Source organism: Paucibacter aquatile (assembly GCF_002885975.1).
GTDB classification, from domain to species: domain Bacteria; phylum Pseudomonadota; class Gammaproteobacteria; order Burkholderiales; family Burkholderiaceae_C; genus Paucibacter_A; species Paucibacter_A aquatilis.
On record NZ_POSP01000003.1, the window covers coordinates 2541411 to 2560520 of the forward strand.

Sequence of the window (19110 nt, forward strand, 5' to 3'; positions counted from 1 at the left end):
GCGCGCAGAATGGCGGGCTGACGCGCTGCTTTTCTGCGCCCCTCTCTGATTTGTTGTCGCATGTCCTCTTCGTCCCTCGCCCGCCGCCGCCTCTTCACGCTATGGGGGTTCTCTGCCCTGGCGGCCCCAGGCCTGTTCCTCACACCCGCTGCGGCCAAGCCGGCCCGCCCAGCGGCCGCTGCTGATAGCGCGCCGGCCTTTCAGCTACCCGTCAACGCCCGCCATGCCCTGGTGCTGGAGAACGGCAGCGGCAAGGTCTTGATGGCCAAGGATGCCGACACCCAGGTGCCCATCGCCTCTCTGACCAAGCTGATGACGGCCATGGTGGTGCTGGACACCAAGGCCGACCTGAAGGCGCGCATCCGCATCCAGCGCGAGGACGTGGACACCCTCAAGTACAGCCCATCACGCGTGCCGGTGGGGGCACAGATGACACGCGGCGCAGCGCTGCACCTGGCCCTGATGTCTTCGGACAACCGCGCTGCCGCCGCCCTGGCCCGCACCCTGCCGGGCGGACTGCCGGCTTTTGAGCAGGCAGTGCGGGCCAAGATCCGCGCGCTGGGACTGACGCGCACCGAAATCGCCGAGCCCACCGGCCTGTCCGCCCGCAACCGCTCCACGGCGAGCGAGATGGCCAAGATCACCGCCGCCGCCGCGCGTTACCCGCAGATCAGCAAGCTCAGCAGCGACCTGAAGGAAAAGGTGCTGATCAACGGCCGGCCGGTCGAGTTCCGCAACACCAACCGCCTGGTCGGCCGCAAGGGCTGGGACATCCGCCTGTCCAAGACCGGCTACACCGAAGAAGCCGGTCGCTGCCTGGCCTTGCGCATGAAGGATAAGGCGGGCCGCGATGTGACCCTGGTCTTGCTGGACGCCGATGGCTCGGCCGAGCGCCTGGCCGACGCGGCCAAGATCCGCAAGTCCTTGGAACGAAGCCCCAAGAACGGTTGAGCCCCCCCCCCGACGAAAGCGAAAGCCCTGCATGAACCCCAGCACGTCTTCCAGCCAACTACCCGCCCGCCGGGTGCTGCTGCGCCCGGTCACCGAAGATGACCTGCCACGGTTGGCGGCCCAGGCGGGTGATCTGCGGGATCGCACGGAGTTCGAAGGCTCCATGCTGCGCAGCCCGCAGTTCTTCAAGAAGCGCTTTGCCGAAGACGGCTTCTCCAGCAACGAGGCCGAGCGCCTGGTCATCTGCGAGGCCGAGAGCGGCGAGCCGATCGGCTCTGCCTCGCATTTCCTGGCCCACCGCTACTCCAGCGCCCGCGAGCTGGGCTGGAAGATCGACGACCCCGCCCGCCGTGGCCAGGGCTGGGGCACGGCCGCCGCGCGCGCCCTGATCGACCATGTGTTTCATAACTTCGAGGTCCACCGTGTCTGCGCCGCGCTGGCGCCGGGCAATCTGGCTTCGCGCCGGGTGGCCGAGAAAGCGGGCTTGCAGTTCGAGGGCCGGCTACGCGGCGTGATCTTCATCAACGGCCTCTACCTCGACAGCGAGGTCTTCGGCCTGCTGCGGCCGGAATGGCTGGCGCGCCGCAGCTGAAGCTGGCGCGCGCCCTCGGGCAGACCCTGTCCCTCTGAAGAGGGAGCGGCTTGCCGCCCCGCCAGCGGCCGGGCACACTGCCGGCGCTTCGCGCGCGCGAGGCTGCAAACCAGGAACAAGCGCCTTCGCTCGAAAGGCCGCACCGAGGGAGAGGACCCGCCATGCTTGAACTGCCCGACGCCGCCTGCGTCCACGCACCCACGCCCGTCGCCGGCGCGGCGGCCCGCCCGCAGACCCTGAAGATCCAGTTCACCGGCAGTGGCAGCGAGTACTTCCGCATCTGGATCGTCAACCTGCTGCTGACCCTGGTAACCCTGGGGCTCTACCTGCCCTTCGCCAAGGTGCGGCGCCTGCGCTACTTCTACGCCAACACCCGTGTCGGCGGCCAGGCCCTGAGCTTTCATGGCCGGCCCTGGCCCATGTTCCGCGGCTTTGTGCTGCTGCTCCTGCTGGGCAGCGCCTACGGTCTGGCCGGTCATTTTTCGCCGGTCGCCGGCGTGCTGGCTTATCTGCTGCTGTGTGCGCTCTGGCCGGCACTCTGGCGCGCGGGCCTGCAGTTCCGACTGGGTAACACGCGCTGGCGTGGCCTGCGCCTGAGCTTTCAGGGCGATCTGGCCGGTGCCTACAAGGCGGTGGCGCCGCTCTACATCCCCGCCATGATGTTGATGACCGGCAGCGCCTGGCAGGCCTGGAATGACCCCATGGACCAAACAGGGCCAGGTGCCATGGTCGGTATGGTGGGTTTACTCGGCATGGTCCTGCTCAGCCCCTACTTCATGGCCCGCATCAAGCGCTACCAGCATGAGGGCTACGGCTACGCCGATCAGCGCGGGCAGTTCCAAGTGGGCGCGGGAAAGTTCTACGGCCTGGTGCTCAAGGGCCTGCTGCTGTCCCTGCTGCCCCTGGCCATGGCCATCGGGATAGCCGTCGGCCTGGTGATGCTGCTGAAGCCCAGCGGAGCGGTGAATCCAGCCATCGGCCTGGGCATCGCGCTGTTGGCCTATCTGCTTTATTTCATGATGATCGGACCCTACTTCTCTGCCCGCATGCAGAACCTCGTCTGGTCGGGTACACGCAGCGAGCGTCTGGAGTTCCACAGCCGACTGAGCTTTCGCAGCCTGCTCTGGCTGACCCTGGTCAACTGGCTGCTCACCGCCCTGACGCTGAGCCTGTACCGCCCCTTCGCCGCCATCCGCACCGCACGGCTGCGCCTAGAGGCCGTGTCCCTGGAAGTGCATGGGGATATCGAAGCGTGGCGCGCGCAGGCGCAAGAAGCCCACAACGATGCCAGCGGCGAGGCCGCCGGTGACTTCTTCGGCTTTGACATGGGATGGTGAGTCCGCCCGTATCACCCCCGTCCTGGCGCGGGGAGCCGCGTCTGCGCGCGCAATGGTTTGATGGCCGCAGCGCCCAGGCCCAGCCTGTCTGGGCCTGGCTTGGCGAGGACGGACGCTGGCTGTGTCTGCAAGCGGCGGCAGACCCTTCGCATGCGCCCCCAGCGGCCGTGCTGGCCTGCCATGCCGCACGCGAGGTGGTCTGGCCCGAACGCCTGCGCCATGGCGAGCGCCAGGCCCTGCTGCCCGACGGCAGCATGCTTTGCGAGGACCCGGCCGACGAGGGCCGCCAACGCTGGGATGCCTGGGCACAGGCCTCCGGCCTGCGCGACAGCCTGACCGTGCGCAGCATGCGCAGCTGGCGCCTGGTCGGCGTGAGCGTGCTGCTGAGTGCGGGCCTGCTCGCATCGGCCTGGGTCTGGGGCATCCCCTGGGTGGCGCAAGCCGGTGCGGCACTGATCCCCAACGCCGTGGAGCAGCAGATCGCCAGCGAGGCGCTGGACCATGTCGACCGCATGTGGCTCAAGCCCAGCACGCTGAGCGAGGCGCGGCGAGAAGAGATCACACGGCGCCTGGCCGCGGCCGTGCGCCGCGACGAGATCCTGCGTGCCGGGCTGGAGCCGCAGGCCACCGCCTTGCCGGCCTACCGCCTGCATTTCCGTGCCGGCCCCAAGGCCCTGGGGCCCAATGCCTTTGCCCTGCCCGGCGGCGACATCGTGCTGACCGATGCCTTGGTCGAGCTGGCCGAGGGCGAGCCCGACATCATCACTGGCGTGCTGGCCCATGAGCTGGGCCATGTGCGCCACCGCCACGGCATGCGCCTGGTGCTGCAGGCCGGCATGGTGGCCGGCGTGAGCGGGCTGCTGGTCGGTGATTTTTCGGCCCTGCTGGCCGGCTTGCCGGCCTGGCTGGCCCAGGCCGATTACTCGCGCGAGTTCGAACGCGAGGCCGATCTGCACGCCCGCCAGATGCTGCAGGCGGCCGGCATCTCGCCGCGGGTGATGGTGCGCTTTTTCGAGCGCCTCGATGCCTATCAAGAGCAGCAGGGCCGGGACAAGTCGCCCTTGCCCATGGCCTTCGCCAGCCATCCGGCGAACGCCGAACGCATCGCCTTCTTCAACGCGGCGCCTTGACGAAACAGCGCCGCGCTGAAAGCGCACTCAAGGCCGCACGAACACCACCGCCGTGCGCGCCGGCAGGCTCAGCACACCGCTGGCCGCATCAAAACTGGCCTGGCGCGCGCGCGCATCGGCTGCACCCACTGCCAGATGCACCGGGTGCAGCTGCAGGGCATGGCCGAGCAAGCCTGGCACCGTCAGCTGCTTGGCCTGCTTGTCCACATTGATGGCATAGACCAGTTCCTGGAAACCGGCGCCGGCATAGCCCTGGCCGTCGATCTGACCGATCAGCACCGTGGCTTCCTGGGCGGAGCCGGTGTTGTGGAACTTGAGCCGGGCCTTGATGTCCGCAGCGCTGCGCAGGCGCAAGAGGCTGCTGCTCTTGCGGATGGCCAGCAGGTCGCGGAAGACATCGCGGGTCCAGGCGATGTCCGCCGCGGCAGGCTTGATCAGCGGGTCGGCCAGCAGCGGGCGCAGCAGCGGCCAGTTGTCGCCGTTGTCGCGCTGCGGCGGCAGGCCGACGCCGAAGTTGTTGTCGGCATAGCTCCAGTCCAGGCGGTTGAACCAGTCGCCCGAGTCATAGCTGTTGCGGTCCATGGACTTGCTGCGCAAGGTGTCCACGCCGGCATGGAAGTAGGCCACACCCTGGCTGAAGGCATTGATGGCCATGCCCAGCGCCTGCACGCGGGCACGGTCTTCTCGGCTGGTTCCGGCGGGCAGCTTGAAGACGTTGTTGTCGAACAGGCTGGTGTTGTCGTGGTTCTCCACATAATTGACCACCTCACCGGGCTCCAGCACATAGCCGGCCGGCAGGCCGCCGACATTGATCTGCTCCAGGCGCAGGTTTGCATCCCAGCTGGTCTGCAGCTCGTAGCTGCGGATGGAGCCGGCCAGCGAGGCCTTGATCTGGTCGCCATGCCACATCAGGTCGCCCCGGGTCTTGCCGCCGCCGAAGGCATTGGCGTCATAGAACAGGCCGTTGATGAAGCCCTGGTTGGCGAACTGGTTGTTGCCGCTGTCGAAGGAGCTGCCGCCACGCACGGCGTCGCGGATGAAGGGGTTGAAGCTGCCGATGCCGGTGCCGTTCAGGCCCAGCATATCGGCCTGCACAAAGCGCGCGCCATTGGCCACCTCGCCAAAATTCCAGCCCTCACCGAGGATCTGCACCGGGCGGCCGCTGGCGCGTTCGACGGCGGCCTTGAGATCCACCATCACCGAGCGCGGATGGTGGCCCATGATGTCGAAGCGCAGCGAGCTGATGTGATAGTCGCGCACCCAGACGATGGCCGAGTCGATCATCAGCTTGGCCATCATGCGGTTCTCGGCCGCGGTGTTCTCGCAGCAGGTGGAGCGCTCGATGCCGCCGCTGGCATTCAGGCGGTGGTAGTAGCCGGGCACCACCTTGTCCAGCACCGAGGCGCTGTTCAGGCCGGAGGCGCTGGTGTGGTTGTAGACCATGTCCATGCCCACGCGCAGGCCGGCGGCGTTGAGCGCCTGCACCATGCGGCGGAACTCGACGACGCGCGCGGCCGGGTCGGCCACACTGCTGGCATAGCTGCCTTCCGGCGTGGTGAAGTGGTAGGGGTCATAACCCCAGTTGAAACAGTCGCTGCCGGCCGTGGCGCTGACCAGGGCCTGCTGGGCCTCGCCGTCGGCGCTGCCGCTGGGATTGGGCGTCACGCAGCCTTTCTCGGGCACGCTGGCGATGTCGAAGACGGGCAGCAGATGCACATCCGTGAGCCCGCTCTGGGCCAGGGCGCGCAGATGCTTCATGCCGTTCGAGTTGCTCTCGGCAAAGGCCAGGTACTTGCCGCGCTTGTCGGCCGGCACGGTCGGGTCGTTGACCGAGAAGTCACGCACATGCAGCTCGTAGATGCTCATGTCCGGCGTGGCCTGCACGGTGGCGGGCGGCTGACTGGCGTCCCAGCCGGCGGGCTTGAAGCTGGCGCTTTGCAGATCGGCCACCACGCTTTGCTGGCTGCCCAGGGTCAGGGCCAGGGAATAGGGGTCGGTGACCAGGCTGCGCACCAGGCCGACGCCGCGCACAAACACCGTCACGGCATAGCGGTAGCTGCGGCCGTTCAGCTCACCGGCCAGGCTGGCGCTCCAGGCGCCGGTGGCCGGGTCGCGCTGCAGGTCCACCGTCTGGCTGCGGCTGAGGAAGGGGTTGCTGCTCGGTGCGGTGACGACCACTTGCACGGCCTGGGCCGTGGGCGCCCAGAGCTTGAACTGGGTGCGGCCGTTCTTCACCGTCGCGCCGTAATCGTTCACCTCGGCGGCAGCGCTGTAGAGGTCGTCAAGCGCGCCGGCGATCTGCGCGGTGCTGGCGTTCTGCACCTGGCCGGCTGCGTTTTCCTGCACCAGCACCAGCTGCTGGGTGTGCAGCTGCGGCAGGCGCGGCAGATCGGCCTCCCGCACCTGGAACACACCGCCCGCCGCCACGTACTTGAAACGCAGGGCCTCGGCCGCCGGCACATTGCCGCTGAAGGCATCGAGGGTGATGGCGCCATCGGCACCGCTGACCGGTGCATCCTTGGCCACCACGATCTGGCCGGTGGCCGAGTGGTAGAGCTTGACCACCGTGCCGGCCGGCGCGGAGGCCGCGAACACACGCGGCCATTGCAGCAGGCGGCGGTTGAGCCAGACGGCGCGGGCGTCGCTGCTGGAGACCGAGCGCAGATCAGGCGGTGCGGTGTAGACGGTGGCGTCCTGCTGCACCAGCCAGATCTCGCCGACCTGGTTCTGGATCTTCAGGCCGGCGTAGTCGACGCGGATGTTGTTGTCGCGGCCGTCCTTGTCGTTCTGGTTCGGCGCCATGCCGTGGATGATGAACTCCAGGGCCTTGCGGCTGGCATCGTCGCGCGGGTTGAGCACGGGGATGTCAAAGACGATCTCGCCCGCGCCGGCCGCATAGCCCGGCATGGCGTTGAAGGCCACGGGCGCACCCCATTGGTCGATGGGCAGGCCGGCCGGCAGCGCGGCGACATTGAGGCCGCTGCCGTTCCACAGATGCAAGCCCCAGCTGCTGTAGCCACCGTCGAAGCGCTGGTAGTGCACGCGCACGGTGTGCAGATTCGGCACAGGCAGGCCCAGCGGGTTGCTGGTGTAGGTGACGTTGTCACCCTCGACGCGCCAGATCTCGTTGGCGCCGGGCTTGAGCACATAGCTCTGGTCGGCACCGCCCCAGTCCTTCCAATCGCCCTTGTGCAGCAGGTAGCCGACCGTGCCACTGTCGGCGGCCAGGGGCACGTCGTAGATGGCGCCGAAGTCATCGCTGCCGCTGGCGTTCCAGCCGCCGTTCCAGGCCGGGCTTTGCGCCGCACCCCAGCTGTGCAGCTGCCAGCCGCTGGTGTCGCCATCGGCACGGCGGTAGTGCACGCGCAGCGAGGTGCCGGCTTCGGTGGCCACGCGGGCGGCAGCAGCCTTGACACGGCTGCTGGGCTGCACGGCGGGCGTGGCGGGCACCGAGGGCACCGGGATCAACACCGTGGTGTTGGCATCGATCACCCGCGGGCCGGCGCCGGCCAGCCCCTCGGGGGCCGCGGCCGTTGCAGCGGCCGCGGCCTGGCTCATCGTCGAGGGCCCCGCCTCCTCGGCCTGACCGCCGCCACAGGCGCTCAAGACCACGCAGGCCAGGCCCACGCAAACGCCGCGGGCCTGATGAGCCAACCACCGGGCCGCGCGGGCCCATTCCAGGTGCATACCCATGTCTGTTCTTCCTTGCGTTCGAGGAGAGCCGCGCGCAGAGCATCGGGCGCGCCATCTGGCCGCTCACTCGCCCTCGCACCGTGCGCCCAGCACCGGGCCACGAGCGTGGCTGGTTCAGGCAGCGCGATGCTAGTGAAGTAAAACTACATTCGATAGCTGGTGGTTTCCCGGTATTTATTCACGATGAAAACAATATTTGTAGTCAAAGTACGAGATCAAAAGCGCAAGCCGCGGCAGCGACTCGACGCCACGCGGGCGGCAGGCACGCGGTTTTCATCGCCCTGTCATCGCCGGTTAAAATCTGCGGGTTTTTCCTGAGCCGGTGGCGGCGCGCGCCCTTCTTTGTTTGACGACGGGTGAGCGCGTTTCGCTGCAGCAGTCTGGCCGGCCGGAAGCTCAGCGCCCTCTGCACCTCCCCCTCATCAGCCCTGGCGGCCCGCAGCCGCCCACTGCCATGACCACCCAGTCCAACGCCTCGCTCTCCTCGATCAGCGCCCTCTCGCCCCTGGATGGCCGCTACGCCGCACGCGTGGCGCCGCTGCGCCCGCTGCTGTCCGAGTACGGCCTGATGCACCGCCGCGTGCAGGTCGAAGTCGAGTGGTTCATCGCCCTGTCCGACGCCGGCTTTGCCGAATTCAAGCCCTTGAGCGAAGCCGCTCGCGGCCTGCTGCGCGGCCTGGTGGCCCGCTTCTCGGAAGCTGACGCGCAAGCGATCAAGGACATCGAGAAGACCACCAACCACGACGTCAAGGCGGTCGAGTACTGGCTCAAGGCCCGCTTCGACGCCAGCGCCGAGCTGAAGGCGGCCGGCGAGTTCGTGCACTTCGCCTGCACCAGCGAAGACATCAACAACACCAGCCACGGCCTGATGCTCAAGGCAGCGCGCCAGGACGTGCTGCTGCCCACGGTGGACCGCATCATCGCCAAGCTGGGCGAGATGGCCCATGCCACTGCCGCCACGCCCATGCTCAGCCGCACGCACGGACAGACCGCCAGCCCCACCACCGTGGGCAAGGAGATCGCCAACGTCGTGGCCCGCCTGCGCACGGCGCGCACCCGCATCGCCGAGGTGAAACTGCTGGCCAAGATGAACGGCGCCGTCGGTAACTACAACGCCCACCTGAGCGCCTGGCCCGAGTTCGACTGGGAGGCGTTCAGCCAGCGCGTGATCGAAGGCCAGCTGGGCCTCACCTTCAACCCCTACACCATCCAGATCGAGCCGCACGACTACATGGCCGAGCTGTTCGACGCGACCACGCGCCTGAACACCATCCTGATCGACTGGTCACGCGATGTCTGGGGTTATGTCTCGCTGGGTTACTTCAAGCAGCGCACCAAGGCCGGCGAGATCGGTTCCTCGACCATGCCGCACAAGGTCAACCCGATCGACTTCGAAAACGCCGAGGGCAACTTCGGCCTGGCCAATGCCTTGCTGACCCACCTGAGCCAGAAGCTGCCCATCAGCCGCTGGCAGCGTGACCTGACCGACTCCACCGTGCTGCGCAATATGGGCGTGGCCATCGGTTACGCCGTGCTGGGCTATGAATCCCTGCTCAAGGGCCTGGACAAGCTGGAGCTGAACGAAGCCGCCCTGGCGCAAGACCTGGACAGCGCCTGGGAAGTGCTGGCCGAGCCCATCCAGACCGTGATGCGCCGCTATGCCCTGCCCAACCCCTACGAGCGCCTGAAGGAGCTGACCCGCGGCAAGGCCATCACGGCCGAATCGATCCGCGAGTTCATCACCGGCCTGGAACTGCCCGAAGCCGAAAAGACCCGCTTGCTGGCCATGACCCCAGGCAGCTACACCGGCAAGGCCGAAGAGCTGGCGCGCCGCATCTGAGCCTGAACCGCTCGCGCCGTGCAAAGCCCGCCACCCGGGCTTTCACCGATCACCAGCGCCCTCCGGGGCGCTTTTTTCTGGGTGTCTTTCCGTAGTGTCGTCGCCGCGCCCGGTGCCATGATGCCGCGTCTGCTTGCTTCACAGCGCCACCCCGGGAGGTATCGCCATGCGTCAGCTGCGTCAATGTCTGAGCCTGACTGCCCTGCTGTTGTGCAGCACCGGGCTGTGGGCCCAGAGCTTCAGCAACCTCGACTTTGAGGCCGCGAACCCGGCCGCAGGCCCGGGTCCGGCCCCCGGCCTGCTGAGCTGGGCTGCCGCTGCACCGGGCTGGAGCCACGGCGGAATCGGGGGAAGCGGCGGCAACGGTGACACCGACTACGTCTACCAGGACCTGCCCCATGTCGGGATCAGCCCCTGGTACGCCTTGCTCGATCGCGAGGCGGGCTCGAACGTGCTGCAGGGGCGCTACAGCCTGTCCTTTGCCAGCGGCCATGCCTCAAGCCTGGACCCGGGCTCCGCCTGGGTGCCGGCCTACCTGAGCCAGACCGCCCTGATTCCGCTGGACACACGCTCGCTGCAATGGCTGGGCACAGGCCCGCTGCAGCTGTTCGTGAACGGGCAAGCGCTCACGGGTGTGGCTGGTGCTTCAGCCAATGCCTGGGCCGCCGACCTCTCGGCCTATGCCGGACAGATCGCCGAGCTGCGCTTCCAGAACATGGCCCTGAGTCCGCAAGTACCTGTGACCCTGGACGGCATCGCCTTCTCGACGGTGGCCGTGGTGCCTGAACCCGCTTCGGTGTGGCTGCTGCTGGGTGGATTGGCCGGTCTCATGGGCATCCAGCGACGCCAACATGCCGCACAGCATGCCATGGACTAGGCCCTGCAGCCCGTGCCGCCACCGGGCTCATGGTTCCGGGGTCGGCCCTGGCGGGCCGACTTCCCTGCGCTGCTCGCGCCTCGGGGCTGGCGCATAACTCACTTCGCTCCCTGCGTTCGCTCCGTTCAGACAGAAGCGCCAAGTCAGAACTTGAAGCGCACGAGTACGTGCGCGCCCCGAGGCGCTGTGCTGCTCGGCCCTGCACAAATCGCCCGGCAGCGGCACGGGCTGCAGGGCGCTTGCATCGCGATCGATGTGCCCCATCAACGGTGGAACACGCCACCTCCGGAGGTGGCTCGGCCCGCCGACGGGCGATTTGTGCGCGGCCGAGGGCGCAGCGGAGCGGCTCAGGCGCGTGTACTCACGCGCTTCAAGCTCTGGCTCGGCGCCACTGTTTGACCACAGTGAGCGCAGCGAACGGAGGGAGTTTGGCGCCGCTGAGCCGCGCAGTGAGCACCGAGGGGAGTCGGCTCACAGAGCCGACCCGCGAACCATGAGCCCGGCGGCGGGCCGAGCCGCCGCAGCGAGAAAGCGCAGCATGATCTGTCGGCATGACCGATCCAAGGTTTTGGCGGCCCGCAGTTCGACGGCCACCCCACATTTCGGGACGATCTGAACGACCATGCCGCCGCGGCATCAGGCTGCTGCCACCCCGTTGGCAAGAGCCATTGACTAGCATTCAAACTCCACAGACCACCGGAGCTCCGCCATGGCCGCTCGATCAATCGAACATTGGCTCAATGACATCCGCCTGCTGAACGAAGACGGCCACAGCATCGCGCTGGCCGTGCGCGCCCTGATGAAGCGTGAGTTCAAGCCTTTGGCGGAGGAGATCAAGTACGGCGGCATCTTGTTTGCGTCTGGATCGCAGCATTTCTGCGGCCTGTTCGTCTACAAGGCGCATGTCTCGGTCGAGTTCGGGCAGGGCGCGGCCATGCCGGATGAGCACGGCCTGCTCGAGGGCAGCGGCAAGCTGCGCCGCCACCTCAAGCTGCAGCGCCTCGCCGACATCGAGGCCAAGCAGCTGGCGCACTACCTGAAGCTCGCCCATCATCAAGCGGCTCAGGCATCATGACGAGATGCTGAGAACTGCACGCCTGACCCTGCGCCCCTTCACCCTGGCAGACGCCGGCTTCATGCTGCGCCTGCTCAACGAGCCCAGCTGGTTGCGCTACATCGGCGACCGGGGCGTGCACACCCTGGCCGAGGCCGAACGCTATCTGGAGCAAGGCGCGCTGGCCAGCTATGCCCAGCATGGTTTTGGCTTCGAGGCCGTGGTCTTGCACGAAACCGGCGAGACCGTGGGCATGTGCGGCCTGGCCCAGCGCGAGTATCTGGACGCGCCCGACATCGGCTTTGCCTTTCTGCCCGAACACGCCGGCCGCGGCCTGGCCTTCGAGGCCGCGAGCGCGGCGATGGCGCGTGCGCGCGGCGCCCTGGGCCTGCGCCGCATCCTGGCCACCACGCGCGAGGACAACCACGCTTCGCAGAAGCTGCTGAGCAAGCTGGGCCTGCAGTTCGAGCGCCGGATCCGCAGCGCCGATGGCAGCCGCGAGCTGCTGCTCTACGCCTGGCAGGAGGGCCCTTCGCCATGAGCCCGGCCCGCATCACGCTGCGCCCCTCCGAGCTCGCCCGCGACCGCTCGGCCCTGCGGCAGCTGAACAGCGAGTACATGAGCTGGGTGATGGGCCAGCTGCAGCAGCATCTGGCCTTGTCCACCGAGCAAGCCCTGGGCATGCCCCTGGACGACTACATCGATCTGCATCTCGATGAAATCTGTCAGCCACGGGGCGGTCGCTTCTACCTGGTCTACCTGGGCGGCGAACTGGTAGGCATGGGCGGCTTGCGCGCCTTGACGCCGGAGCTGGGCGACCTCAAGCGCATCTACCTGCGCCCGACCCACCGCGGTCAGGGCCTGGGCGACGCCCTGGTCAGGCAGTTGATCGGCGATGCCCGCAGCCTGGGCTTGCAGCGGCTCTGTCTGGATTCCGCCCCCTTCATGAGCTCGGCCCACCAGCTCTACCGCCGCCACGGCTTCCGCGACTCCGGGCCCTACCCGGGCGCGGAAGTGCCCGAGCACATGCACCCGGGCTGGTGCTTCATGACGCTGGATTTGAGCGGATCGCAAGAAGCGGGCTGACGGCTCGGCCGTCCGAGGCAAGACTGGTGGCTCCACACCCGCCCGACCCACGCACCAGGAGCCCATAGCCATGCACCGCACGATCGAACCCGCCATCCACTACTGGGGCACCCCGGTGGTCCTGATCAGCAGCCTCAACGAAGACGGCAGCGCCAACTTGGCACCCATGTCCTCGGCGTGGTGGCTGGGCTGGAGCTGCATGCTGGGCCTGGATGCCAGCTCGCAGACCTTGCTGAACCTGCAGCGCCAGCGCGAATGCGTGCTGAACCTGGCCAGCGCCGCCAATGCCGAGGCCGTCAACCGCCTGGCCTTGTGCACCGGCACGCCCCAGCTGCCCCCGCACAAGCAATGGCTGGGCTACCGCCATGTGGCGGACAAGTTCGGCGAGGCCGGCCTGAGCGCCCAGCCCTCGGAGCAGGTGGCGCCGCCACGCGTGCGCGAATGCCAGGTGCAGCTGGAGGCCCAGGTCGTGGACATCCGCCCCTTCGGCACGCAGGACCCGCGCCTGCCCATCGCCAGCTGCATGGTCGAGCTGCGCCTGCTGCGCGCCCATGTGGACGAGACGATTCTGCAGCCCGGCCCGCAGTCGGAGCGCATAGCCCCCGCGAAGTGGCTGCCGCTGCTGATGAAGTTCCGTGGCCTGTACAGCGGTGAACGCGAAGCCCTGCCCTCGCGCCTGGCCCAAGGGCCGGAGGAGCGCTACGCCCCGTGGAAGCAGCGGCCTGCCTCTTGAGCAGGAGCGGCGAGCGGCCATGAAAGAATCGCCGGAGCCCTCTCTCTGACCTTCGCGGCCTCGCCATGCCGAGGAGCAATTCGACTGGGTGCAGGCCCAGACCTGCACCAAAGATGACACGCACGCGGCGCGCCAGCTGATGCAGGGGCTCGAGGGTCAGGTCTTGCGCCGCGCGATGCTCCCCGACCGGATGGCACGCCATCTCCATCTGCCGCGCAGGCCCGCGGTTTCTACGAGAAGCAGGGCTACCGCTGCTTCGGCGAGCTGGCGGACTACCCGCAGGGCGGTGCGCGCTTCTTCATGCAAAGGGCTTTGCTGCCCGCGCGCTGAAACGCGCCCGCCCCGCCTGGCGGGCTTAGTTTTTCTTCTGCGCCAGCAGCTGCTCCAGCTGATCGATGGCGCGATCCATGCGGCGCAGCAAGGCGCGGTAGGGCGCGGGCGTGGCCAGGTCCACGCCGGCGGCGCGGGTCAGGGCGTAGGCATCGGCTGAGCTGCCTGATTTCAGCAGCGTGAAAAAGCGCTCACGCAGGGCGCTGTCACCCTGGCCGATGCCCTCGGCGAAGTAGGCCGCGGCGCTGATGCAGGTGGCGTACTGGTACACGTAGAAGTCGCGGTAGAAGTGCGGGATGTAGGCCCACTCGATGCCGTAGAGCGGGTCGATCTTGACCACGTTCTGCGCGTCGCCGTGGTAGCGCTTGAGCAGGTCCAGATAGATCTGGCTCAGGCGCTCGCCGGTGACGGCCTCGCCCCTTTCCACCGCTTCGTGCGAGGCCAGCTCGAACTCCGCAAACATGGCCTGGCGGAAGAAGGTGCTGCGGATGTTCTCCAGCTGCTGGCTCAGGGCGAAGATCTTTTCATCGCGTGTCTTGGCATTGGCGACCATGTAGTCGGCCAGCAGCAGCTCGTTGGCGGTGGAGGGGATCTCGGCGATGAAGGTCGAGTAGTCGGCCGTCTCGAAAGGCTGGTTGGCGTTCGAATAGACCGAGTGCATGGCGTGGCCCCACTCGTGGGCCAGGGTGGACATGGCCAGGTAATCGCCGTTGTAACTCATCAGCAGATAGGGGTGCACATCGTAGGCCGCGCCGTTCATGTACGCACCCGAGACCTTGCCGCGCTGCGGCACCGAGTGCATCCAGTTCTGCTTGAAGGCGGCAGCCAGCTTGCCGGTGTACTCAGCACCCATGGGCTGCAGGGCGGCCAGGGTCAGGGCTTCAGCCTCGGCCTGCGGGTACTGGCCCGAGGGCTTGGCCAGGGGCACATACATGTCCTGGTAGCCCGGAGCTTTCAGGCCCAGCACGCGGCTGCGCAGCTTCAGATAGCGGTGCAGGGTGGGCAGGCCGGCGTTGGCCTCCTGCACCAGGCTGCGGTAGACGGCCTCGGGGATGTTGTCGCTGCCCTGGGCCATGGCCACGCTGCTGGGGTAGTTGCGCGCCCGGGCCATGAAGACCGTGCCGCGCAGATTGGCGGCGTAGACGGCGCCCAGCGTGCGCTCGTAGGCCTTGTAGACGGGCCAGAAGGCCTTGAACACCTGCGCGCGCACCTTGGGGTCGGCATCCGAGCGGTAGGCGGTGTACTGCTCCTGGTCGAGCACCACGGTCTTGCCGCGGATCGTGATCTTGGGCCAGGGCAGGTCGGCATTGCTCAGCAAGCCGTAGATGGCGCCGGGTTGCTGCAGCGGCTCGGCGGCGGCGGCCAGCAGGGCTTCTTCCTTGGGGCTGAGCGTGTGCTCGGCCAGGCGCAGCATGGTGCGAAGGCCCTGGCCATGCTTGGCCAGGCCGGGCTCGGCGGCCAGGAAAGCCTCGACCTTGGCGCGGCCGATGGCGCCGACCTCGGCGCTGACAAAGGATGCGGCCTCGCCCAGCTGGTTGCCCACGGCATCGGCCAGCTGGCGGCGCGCCTGGTTGTCGCTGTGCTGGGTGTTCTCGTCGGCCTTCTGGAAGGCATAGGCCTGCAGGCGGTTCAGGCGCAGGCGCAGGGCCGAGATCTGGTCCAGGCCGGCACGCAGGCTTTGCGCGCTCTGGCCCAGCGTGCCCTGCAAGGTCTTGACCTTGGGCAGCTCGGCCAGCAAGGCCAGGCGCTCAGCCTCCCAGGCGGCATCGCTGGGGTAGAGCTGGTTCAGGTCCCAGACCTGGGTGCCGGCGGCGCTGTTGGCGGCCTGTGCTTGCTGGGCCACAGGCTTGGCGGCGGCCTGAGTCGGCGCGGTGGATTGCAGCAGCAGCAAGGCAGCGGCGAGGGCAAGAGCGGTACGTTGCATGGCGAAGGGCGGTCCCGGCGCGGCGGGAGCAAGGGAGCTGGCGAAGGCCCGCATTGTCCGCGGCGCGGCCGGGCCAGCCGCAGGTCACAGCGGGAGAACCCCTAAGCCCGCGCGCCAGCTCGGGCGGCGCCAGCGGGCGGGGGGCCGACATAATCGCCATCCAGTACAGCGAGCCGGCACAGATTCAACCAAGCGCCGGCGCCAAGCACAGGCCAGGGAGAGGCTCGATCATTCATGCGTCACAGCAACACACCCCGTTTCACCCTCATGTCGTTCGCGCGCCGCCGCGGCCTCCAGCTGGGCCTGAGCGCCCTGGCCCTGCTGAGCGCCAGCTCCATCGCCTGGGCCCAGGCGTCCGCGGCCAAGGCCAAGAAGCCCGCGGCCACGGCCGCCGCCACCAAGGAGGCCGAAGGCTTCAGCATCGCGCCCGCCCCCGCCTGGGTGCTGCCGCTGCAGCCCGAGGCCAGCACCGGCCTGCCCAGCGCGCCGCTGCAGCTGCTGCTGATCGACAAGCAAACCCGCATCGAGCCCAGCGGCACGGTGCGCTACCAGCATGTGCTGCGCCAGATCAACGAGGCCTCGGGCCTGCAGAAAGGCGCGCAGATCGAGCTGGACTTTGACCCCAGCTTCCAGAAGCTGCAGTTCCACCGCCTCGAGGTCTGGCGCGATGGCAAGCGCCTGGACCGGCTGGAGCGCAAGCGCATCAAGCTGCTGCACCGCGAGCCCCAGCTGGAGCGCCAGATCATCGACGGCCGCATGACCGCCTCCATCGTGCTGGAAGACCTGCGCGTGGGCGACCGGGTGGAGTGGGCCGTCTCCCTGATCGGCGACAACCCCGTGTTCGGCGGCAAGTTCGTCGATCAGGAATGGACCAGCTCCAGCGGCGGACCGGTGGGCCTGGTACAGCTGCGCCTGCTGAGCCCGGCCGAGCGCCACATCCAGCACCGCATCGCCGAGCCCAGCGTCGAGGTCAGCAGCCGCGTCGACGGCGCCTGGCGGGAGACCTTGTTCAAGCGCCGCCTGGTGCCGCAGTTCCACTACGAGGAGACCGTGCCGGTCGGCGTCATGGTCAAGGATCAGGTGCAGCTCAGCGAGTTCGCCAACTGGGCCGAGGTGGCCGGCTGGGCCGAGCAGCTGTTTGCCAAGGCCATGCTGCCGGCCGAAGCGCTGGACGCCCGCGCCCGCGAGATCGAGGCCCAGGCCTCAACGCCCGAAGAGCGCCTGCGCCTGGCCCTGGACTTTGTGCAAAAAGAGATCCGCTACTTCGGCACCGAGATCGGCGCCAACTCGCACCAGCCCGCCCCCACCGAGCAGGTGCTGCGCCAGCGCTTCGGCGACTGCAAGGACAAGGCCGCCCTGCTGGTGACCCTGCTCAAGAAGCTGGGCATCGAGGCCACGCCCGCCCTGGTGGCCGCCAGCCTGCGCAGCGATGCTGCCCAGCGCCTGCCCAGCCCCCTGGCCTTTGACCATGCCATTGCTGCCGTGCAGCTGGGCGAGCAAACGCTCTGGCTCGACGCCACCCGCAGCCAGCAGCGCGGCGCGCCGGCCGAGCGCCAATCGGTGGGCCTGGGTGTGGGCCTGCTGGCCAAGGCCAGCAACGCCGAGCTGAGCCGCCTGCCGCCTGCGCGCGAAGCCCTGCGCCTGGAGACCGTGGACACCTTCAGCTTCCCGCGCCTGGACCAGCCCGGCACGCTGCGCAGCGTCAGCACATTCCACGGCGACATGGCCGAGTGGATGCGCGAGGCCCGCGCCGCCCTGCCGGCGGCTGATTTCCGCAACCTGCTGGCGGCCGAAACCCTGCGCTTCTACCCCGGCCTGACGGTCGAGGGCGAGCCCGAGATCAGCGACCCCGAGGGCCGTAACGCCCTGCGCGTGGAGATCAAGTACCGCAGCGGCGATTTCTGGACCTTCCCCGAAAAACGCTGGCTGGCCGGCCCCATCGCCCTGCCCACCCTGATCGCCCAGCTGCGCCTGCCCGACCAGACCCCGCGCACTCAGCCCATGCGCCTGGCCATGAACGGCCGCTACCTACACACCGTGCGCTACGAGTTTTCCGAGCCGCTGTACAGCCAGCCCAGCGACAGCCGTTTCGAGGAACGTAACGAGCATTTCGAGCTGCGCCTGCGCTACCGCGGCGAGCCCAAGATGCAGCAGATCGAGGGCGAGCTGCGCCTGCAGGCCGAGCAGGTGGCCGCCGGCAAATGGAGCAACTACCGCGACCAGCTCAACAAGGTGGCGCCGCGCCTGGCCAACACCCTCACCGTGCCCGTGCTCAGCACCGAGGACCTGGTCAGCCTGCGCCGCGACATGACGGCCCTGACCGATCGCATGCGCAATGGCTCGCTCAAGGTGCTGACCGAAAACCAGGGCAGCGCCCATGCCCGCCTGCTGATGATGGACCGCATCCTCGCCGCCGATCGCCTGCCGCCCAAGCTGCGCGCGGCCGCGCTCGTCGAGCGCGCCATCCAGCTCGACCACCTGGGCCAGTCCGACCGCGCCCAGACCTCGCTCTACGACGCCGCCCAGCTGCACGACGAGTCCTCCGAGGTGCACGCGGCCATGGCCGTCAACGCGCTGATGCAGCGCAAGGACGAGCAGGCCGTCAGTCACGCCGATCGCGCCCTGGCCCTGGCGCCCAATGACACCGGCGCGCGCTACACTCGGGTCTATGCCCGCTACTTCGGCGGCCAGCTGCAAGAGGCGCAGAAAGAGCTGCAGGAGATCCTGCAATCGGGCAGCGAGGTCGAGCGCAGCTACGGCAGCATCTGGCTCTACCTGACCAGCCGCAAGCTGGGCCAGGACGGACTGGCCGCCATCCGCGATCTGCGCCCCAGCGCCGACAAGCCGGCCTGGCCCTACCCGGTGCTGCAGATGCTGCAGGGCAGCCTGGACCTGGACGGCGCCCTGGCCATGGCCCGCGACGGCAAGCCCGAGGGCCAGGCCGACCGCGGCCGCGACTGCGAGCTCTACTTCTACGCCGCGCAGAAAGCCCTGCTCGACCAGGACCTGCCCAAGGCCCGCAACTACTTGAAGAAGAGCCTGGCCACCGGCGTGGTCGAGTTCAACGAGTACAGCATGGCTCAGCGCGAGCTCGATCGCATCGGCGCCCGTTGACCCTCAGCGGCTGCAGGAGCCCACCATGACGCCCTTGTTCAAGAAGCTCAATCTGGGCGCCCAGCGCCAGCTCACCGTGCTGAACGCCCCGGCCAGCTTCGAACCCGAGCTGGCCGCCCTGGTGGCGCAAGACCCGACCCTGCTGCTGCAGCGCGAAGCTCATGGCCCCGCGCCGCTGCACTTTGCCCTGGCCTTTGCCATCACCCAGGCCGAGCTGGACGCCGCCTGCCGCGCGCTCCTGCCCCTGGCCGAGGGCGACGCCCTGATCTGGATCGCCTACCCCAAGCAAAGCTCCAAACGCCTGCGCGGCGAGTTCCACCGCGACAGCGACTGGACCCTGCTGCGCGCCGCCGGCTTCGACACCGTGCGCCAGGTCGCCATCGACGAAGACTGGTCGGCGCTGAGGTTCCGGCGGCAGGAATACATCGGCTGAGGCCAAGCGCAGCCGA

Annotated in this window: 14 protein-coding genes; 12 read left to right on the plus strand and 2 right to left on the minus strand. The window is 68.3% G+C overall.

Annotation, left to right across the window (positions count from 1 at the left end; translation table 11 throughout):
• The first annotated feature begins 60 nt into the window (after window positions 1-60).
• From C1O66_RS14110 to C1O66_RS14125, 4 genes are all read left to right on the plus strand, one after another.
• Window positions 61-951 carry a serine hydrolase gene (locus C1O66_RS14110; RefSeq protein ID WP_102768463.1) on the plus strand — a complete coding sequence of 297 codons (891 nt, stop codon included), beginning with the start codon at window positions 61-63 and terminating at the stop codon, window positions 949-951.
• A gap of 31 nt (window positions 952-982) precedes the next feature.
• Window positions 983-1543, plus strand: coding sequence for a GNAT family N-acetyltransferase (locus C1O66_RS14115; RefSeq protein WP_165794608.1), 561 nt, complete (start codon window positions 983-985; stop codon window positions 1541-1543).
• Window positions 1544-1704: 161 nt separating this feature from the next.
• The gene (locus tag C1O66_RS14120) at window positions 1705-2880 is read left to right on the plus strand and encodes a YjgN family protein (protein ID WP_102768465.1); all 1176 of its coding nucleotides are present in this window, start codon (window positions 1705-1707) and stop codon (window positions 2878-2880) included.
• Window positions 2874-4010 (plus strand): M48 family metallopeptidase, encoded by a 1137-nt coding sequence (locus C1O66_RS14125; RefSeq protein ID WP_102768466.1) that lies wholly within the window; start codon window positions 2874-2876, stop codon window positions 4008-4010. The genes C1O66_RS14120 and C1O66_RS14125 overlap by 7 nt, the downstream gene beginning before the upstream one ends.
• A gap of 27 nt (window positions 4011-4037) precedes the next feature.
• On the opposite strand, the gene C1O66_RS14130 is transcribed toward C1O66_RS14125, so the two are convergent.
• Window positions 4038-7703, minus strand: a complete 3666-nt coding sequence (locus tag C1O66_RS14130; protein WP_243392800.1) for an alpha-1,6-glucosidase domain-containing protein — start codon at window positions 7701-7703, stop codon at window positions 4038-4040.
• Window positions 7704-8157: 454 nt separating this feature from the next.
• On the opposite strand from C1O66_RS14130, the gene purB reads away from it, so the two are divergent.
• From purB to C1O66_RS14160, 6 genes are all read left to right on the plus strand, one after another.
• A complete protein-coding gene (gene purB / locus C1O66_RS14135; protein WP_102768467.1) occupies window positions 8158-9543 on the plus strand; it encodes an adenylosuccinate lyase in 1386 nt (461 codons plus the stop codon).
• A gap of 166 nt (window positions 9544-9709) precedes the next feature.
• Window positions 9710-10420, plus strand: coding sequence for a VPLPA-CTERM sorting domain-containing protein (locus tag C1O66_RS14140; RefSeq protein ID WP_102768468.1), 711 nt, complete (start codon window positions 9710-9712; stop codon window positions 10418-10420).
• Window positions 10421-11129: 709 nt separating this feature from the next.
• The gene (locus C1O66_RS14145; RefSeq protein ID WP_102768469.1) at window positions 11130-11495 is read left to right on the plus strand and encodes a DUF1801 domain-containing protein; all 366 of its coding nucleotides are present in this window, start codon (window positions 11130-11132) and stop codon (window positions 11493-11495) included.
• Window positions 11496-11499: 4 nt separating this feature from the next.
• A complete protein-coding gene (locus C1O66_RS14150; protein ID WP_102768470.1) occupies window positions 11500-12015 on the plus strand; it encodes a GNAT family N-acetyltransferase in 516 nt (171 codons plus the stop codon).
• Window positions 12012-12560, plus strand: a complete 549-nt coding sequence (locus C1O66_RS14155) for a GNAT family N-acetyltransferase (RefSeq protein WP_102768471.1) — start codon at window positions 12012-12014, stop codon at window positions 12558-12560. Before C1O66_RS14150 ends, C1O66_RS14155 begins: the two co-directional genes overlap by 4 nt.
• A gap of 70 nt (window positions 12561-12630) precedes the next feature.
• Window positions 12631-13293, plus strand: a complete 663-nt coding sequence (locus C1O66_RS14160; protein ID WP_102768472.1) for a flavin reductase family protein — start codon at window positions 12631-12633, stop codon at window positions 13291-13293.
• Between the two features lie 355 nt (window positions 13294-13648).
• On the opposite strand, the gene pepF is transcribed toward C1O66_RS14160, so the two are convergent.
• The gene (gene pepF, locus C1O66_RS14165; protein ID WP_165794609.1) at window positions 13649-15547 is read right to left on the minus strand and encodes an oligoendopeptidase F; all 1899 of its coding nucleotides are present in this window, start codon (window positions 15545-15547) and stop codon (window positions 13649-13651) included.
• 267 nt (window positions 15548-15814) lie between these two features.
• On the opposite strand from pepF, the gene C1O66_RS14170 reads away from it, so the two are divergent.
• A complete protein-coding gene (locus C1O66_RS14170; RefSeq protein ID WP_102768474.1) occupies window positions 15815-18661 on the plus strand; it encodes a DUF3857 domain-containing protein in 2847 nt (948 codons plus the stop codon).
• A 25-nt stretch (window positions 18662-18686) separates the two neighbouring features.
• The gene (locus tag C1O66_RS14175; RefSeq protein WP_102768475.1) at window positions 18687-19094 is read left to right on the plus strand and encodes a hypothetical protein; all 408 of its coding nucleotides are present in this window, start codon (window positions 18687-18689) and stop codon (window positions 19092-19094) included.
• Window positions 19095-19110: the final 16 nt, after the last annotated feature.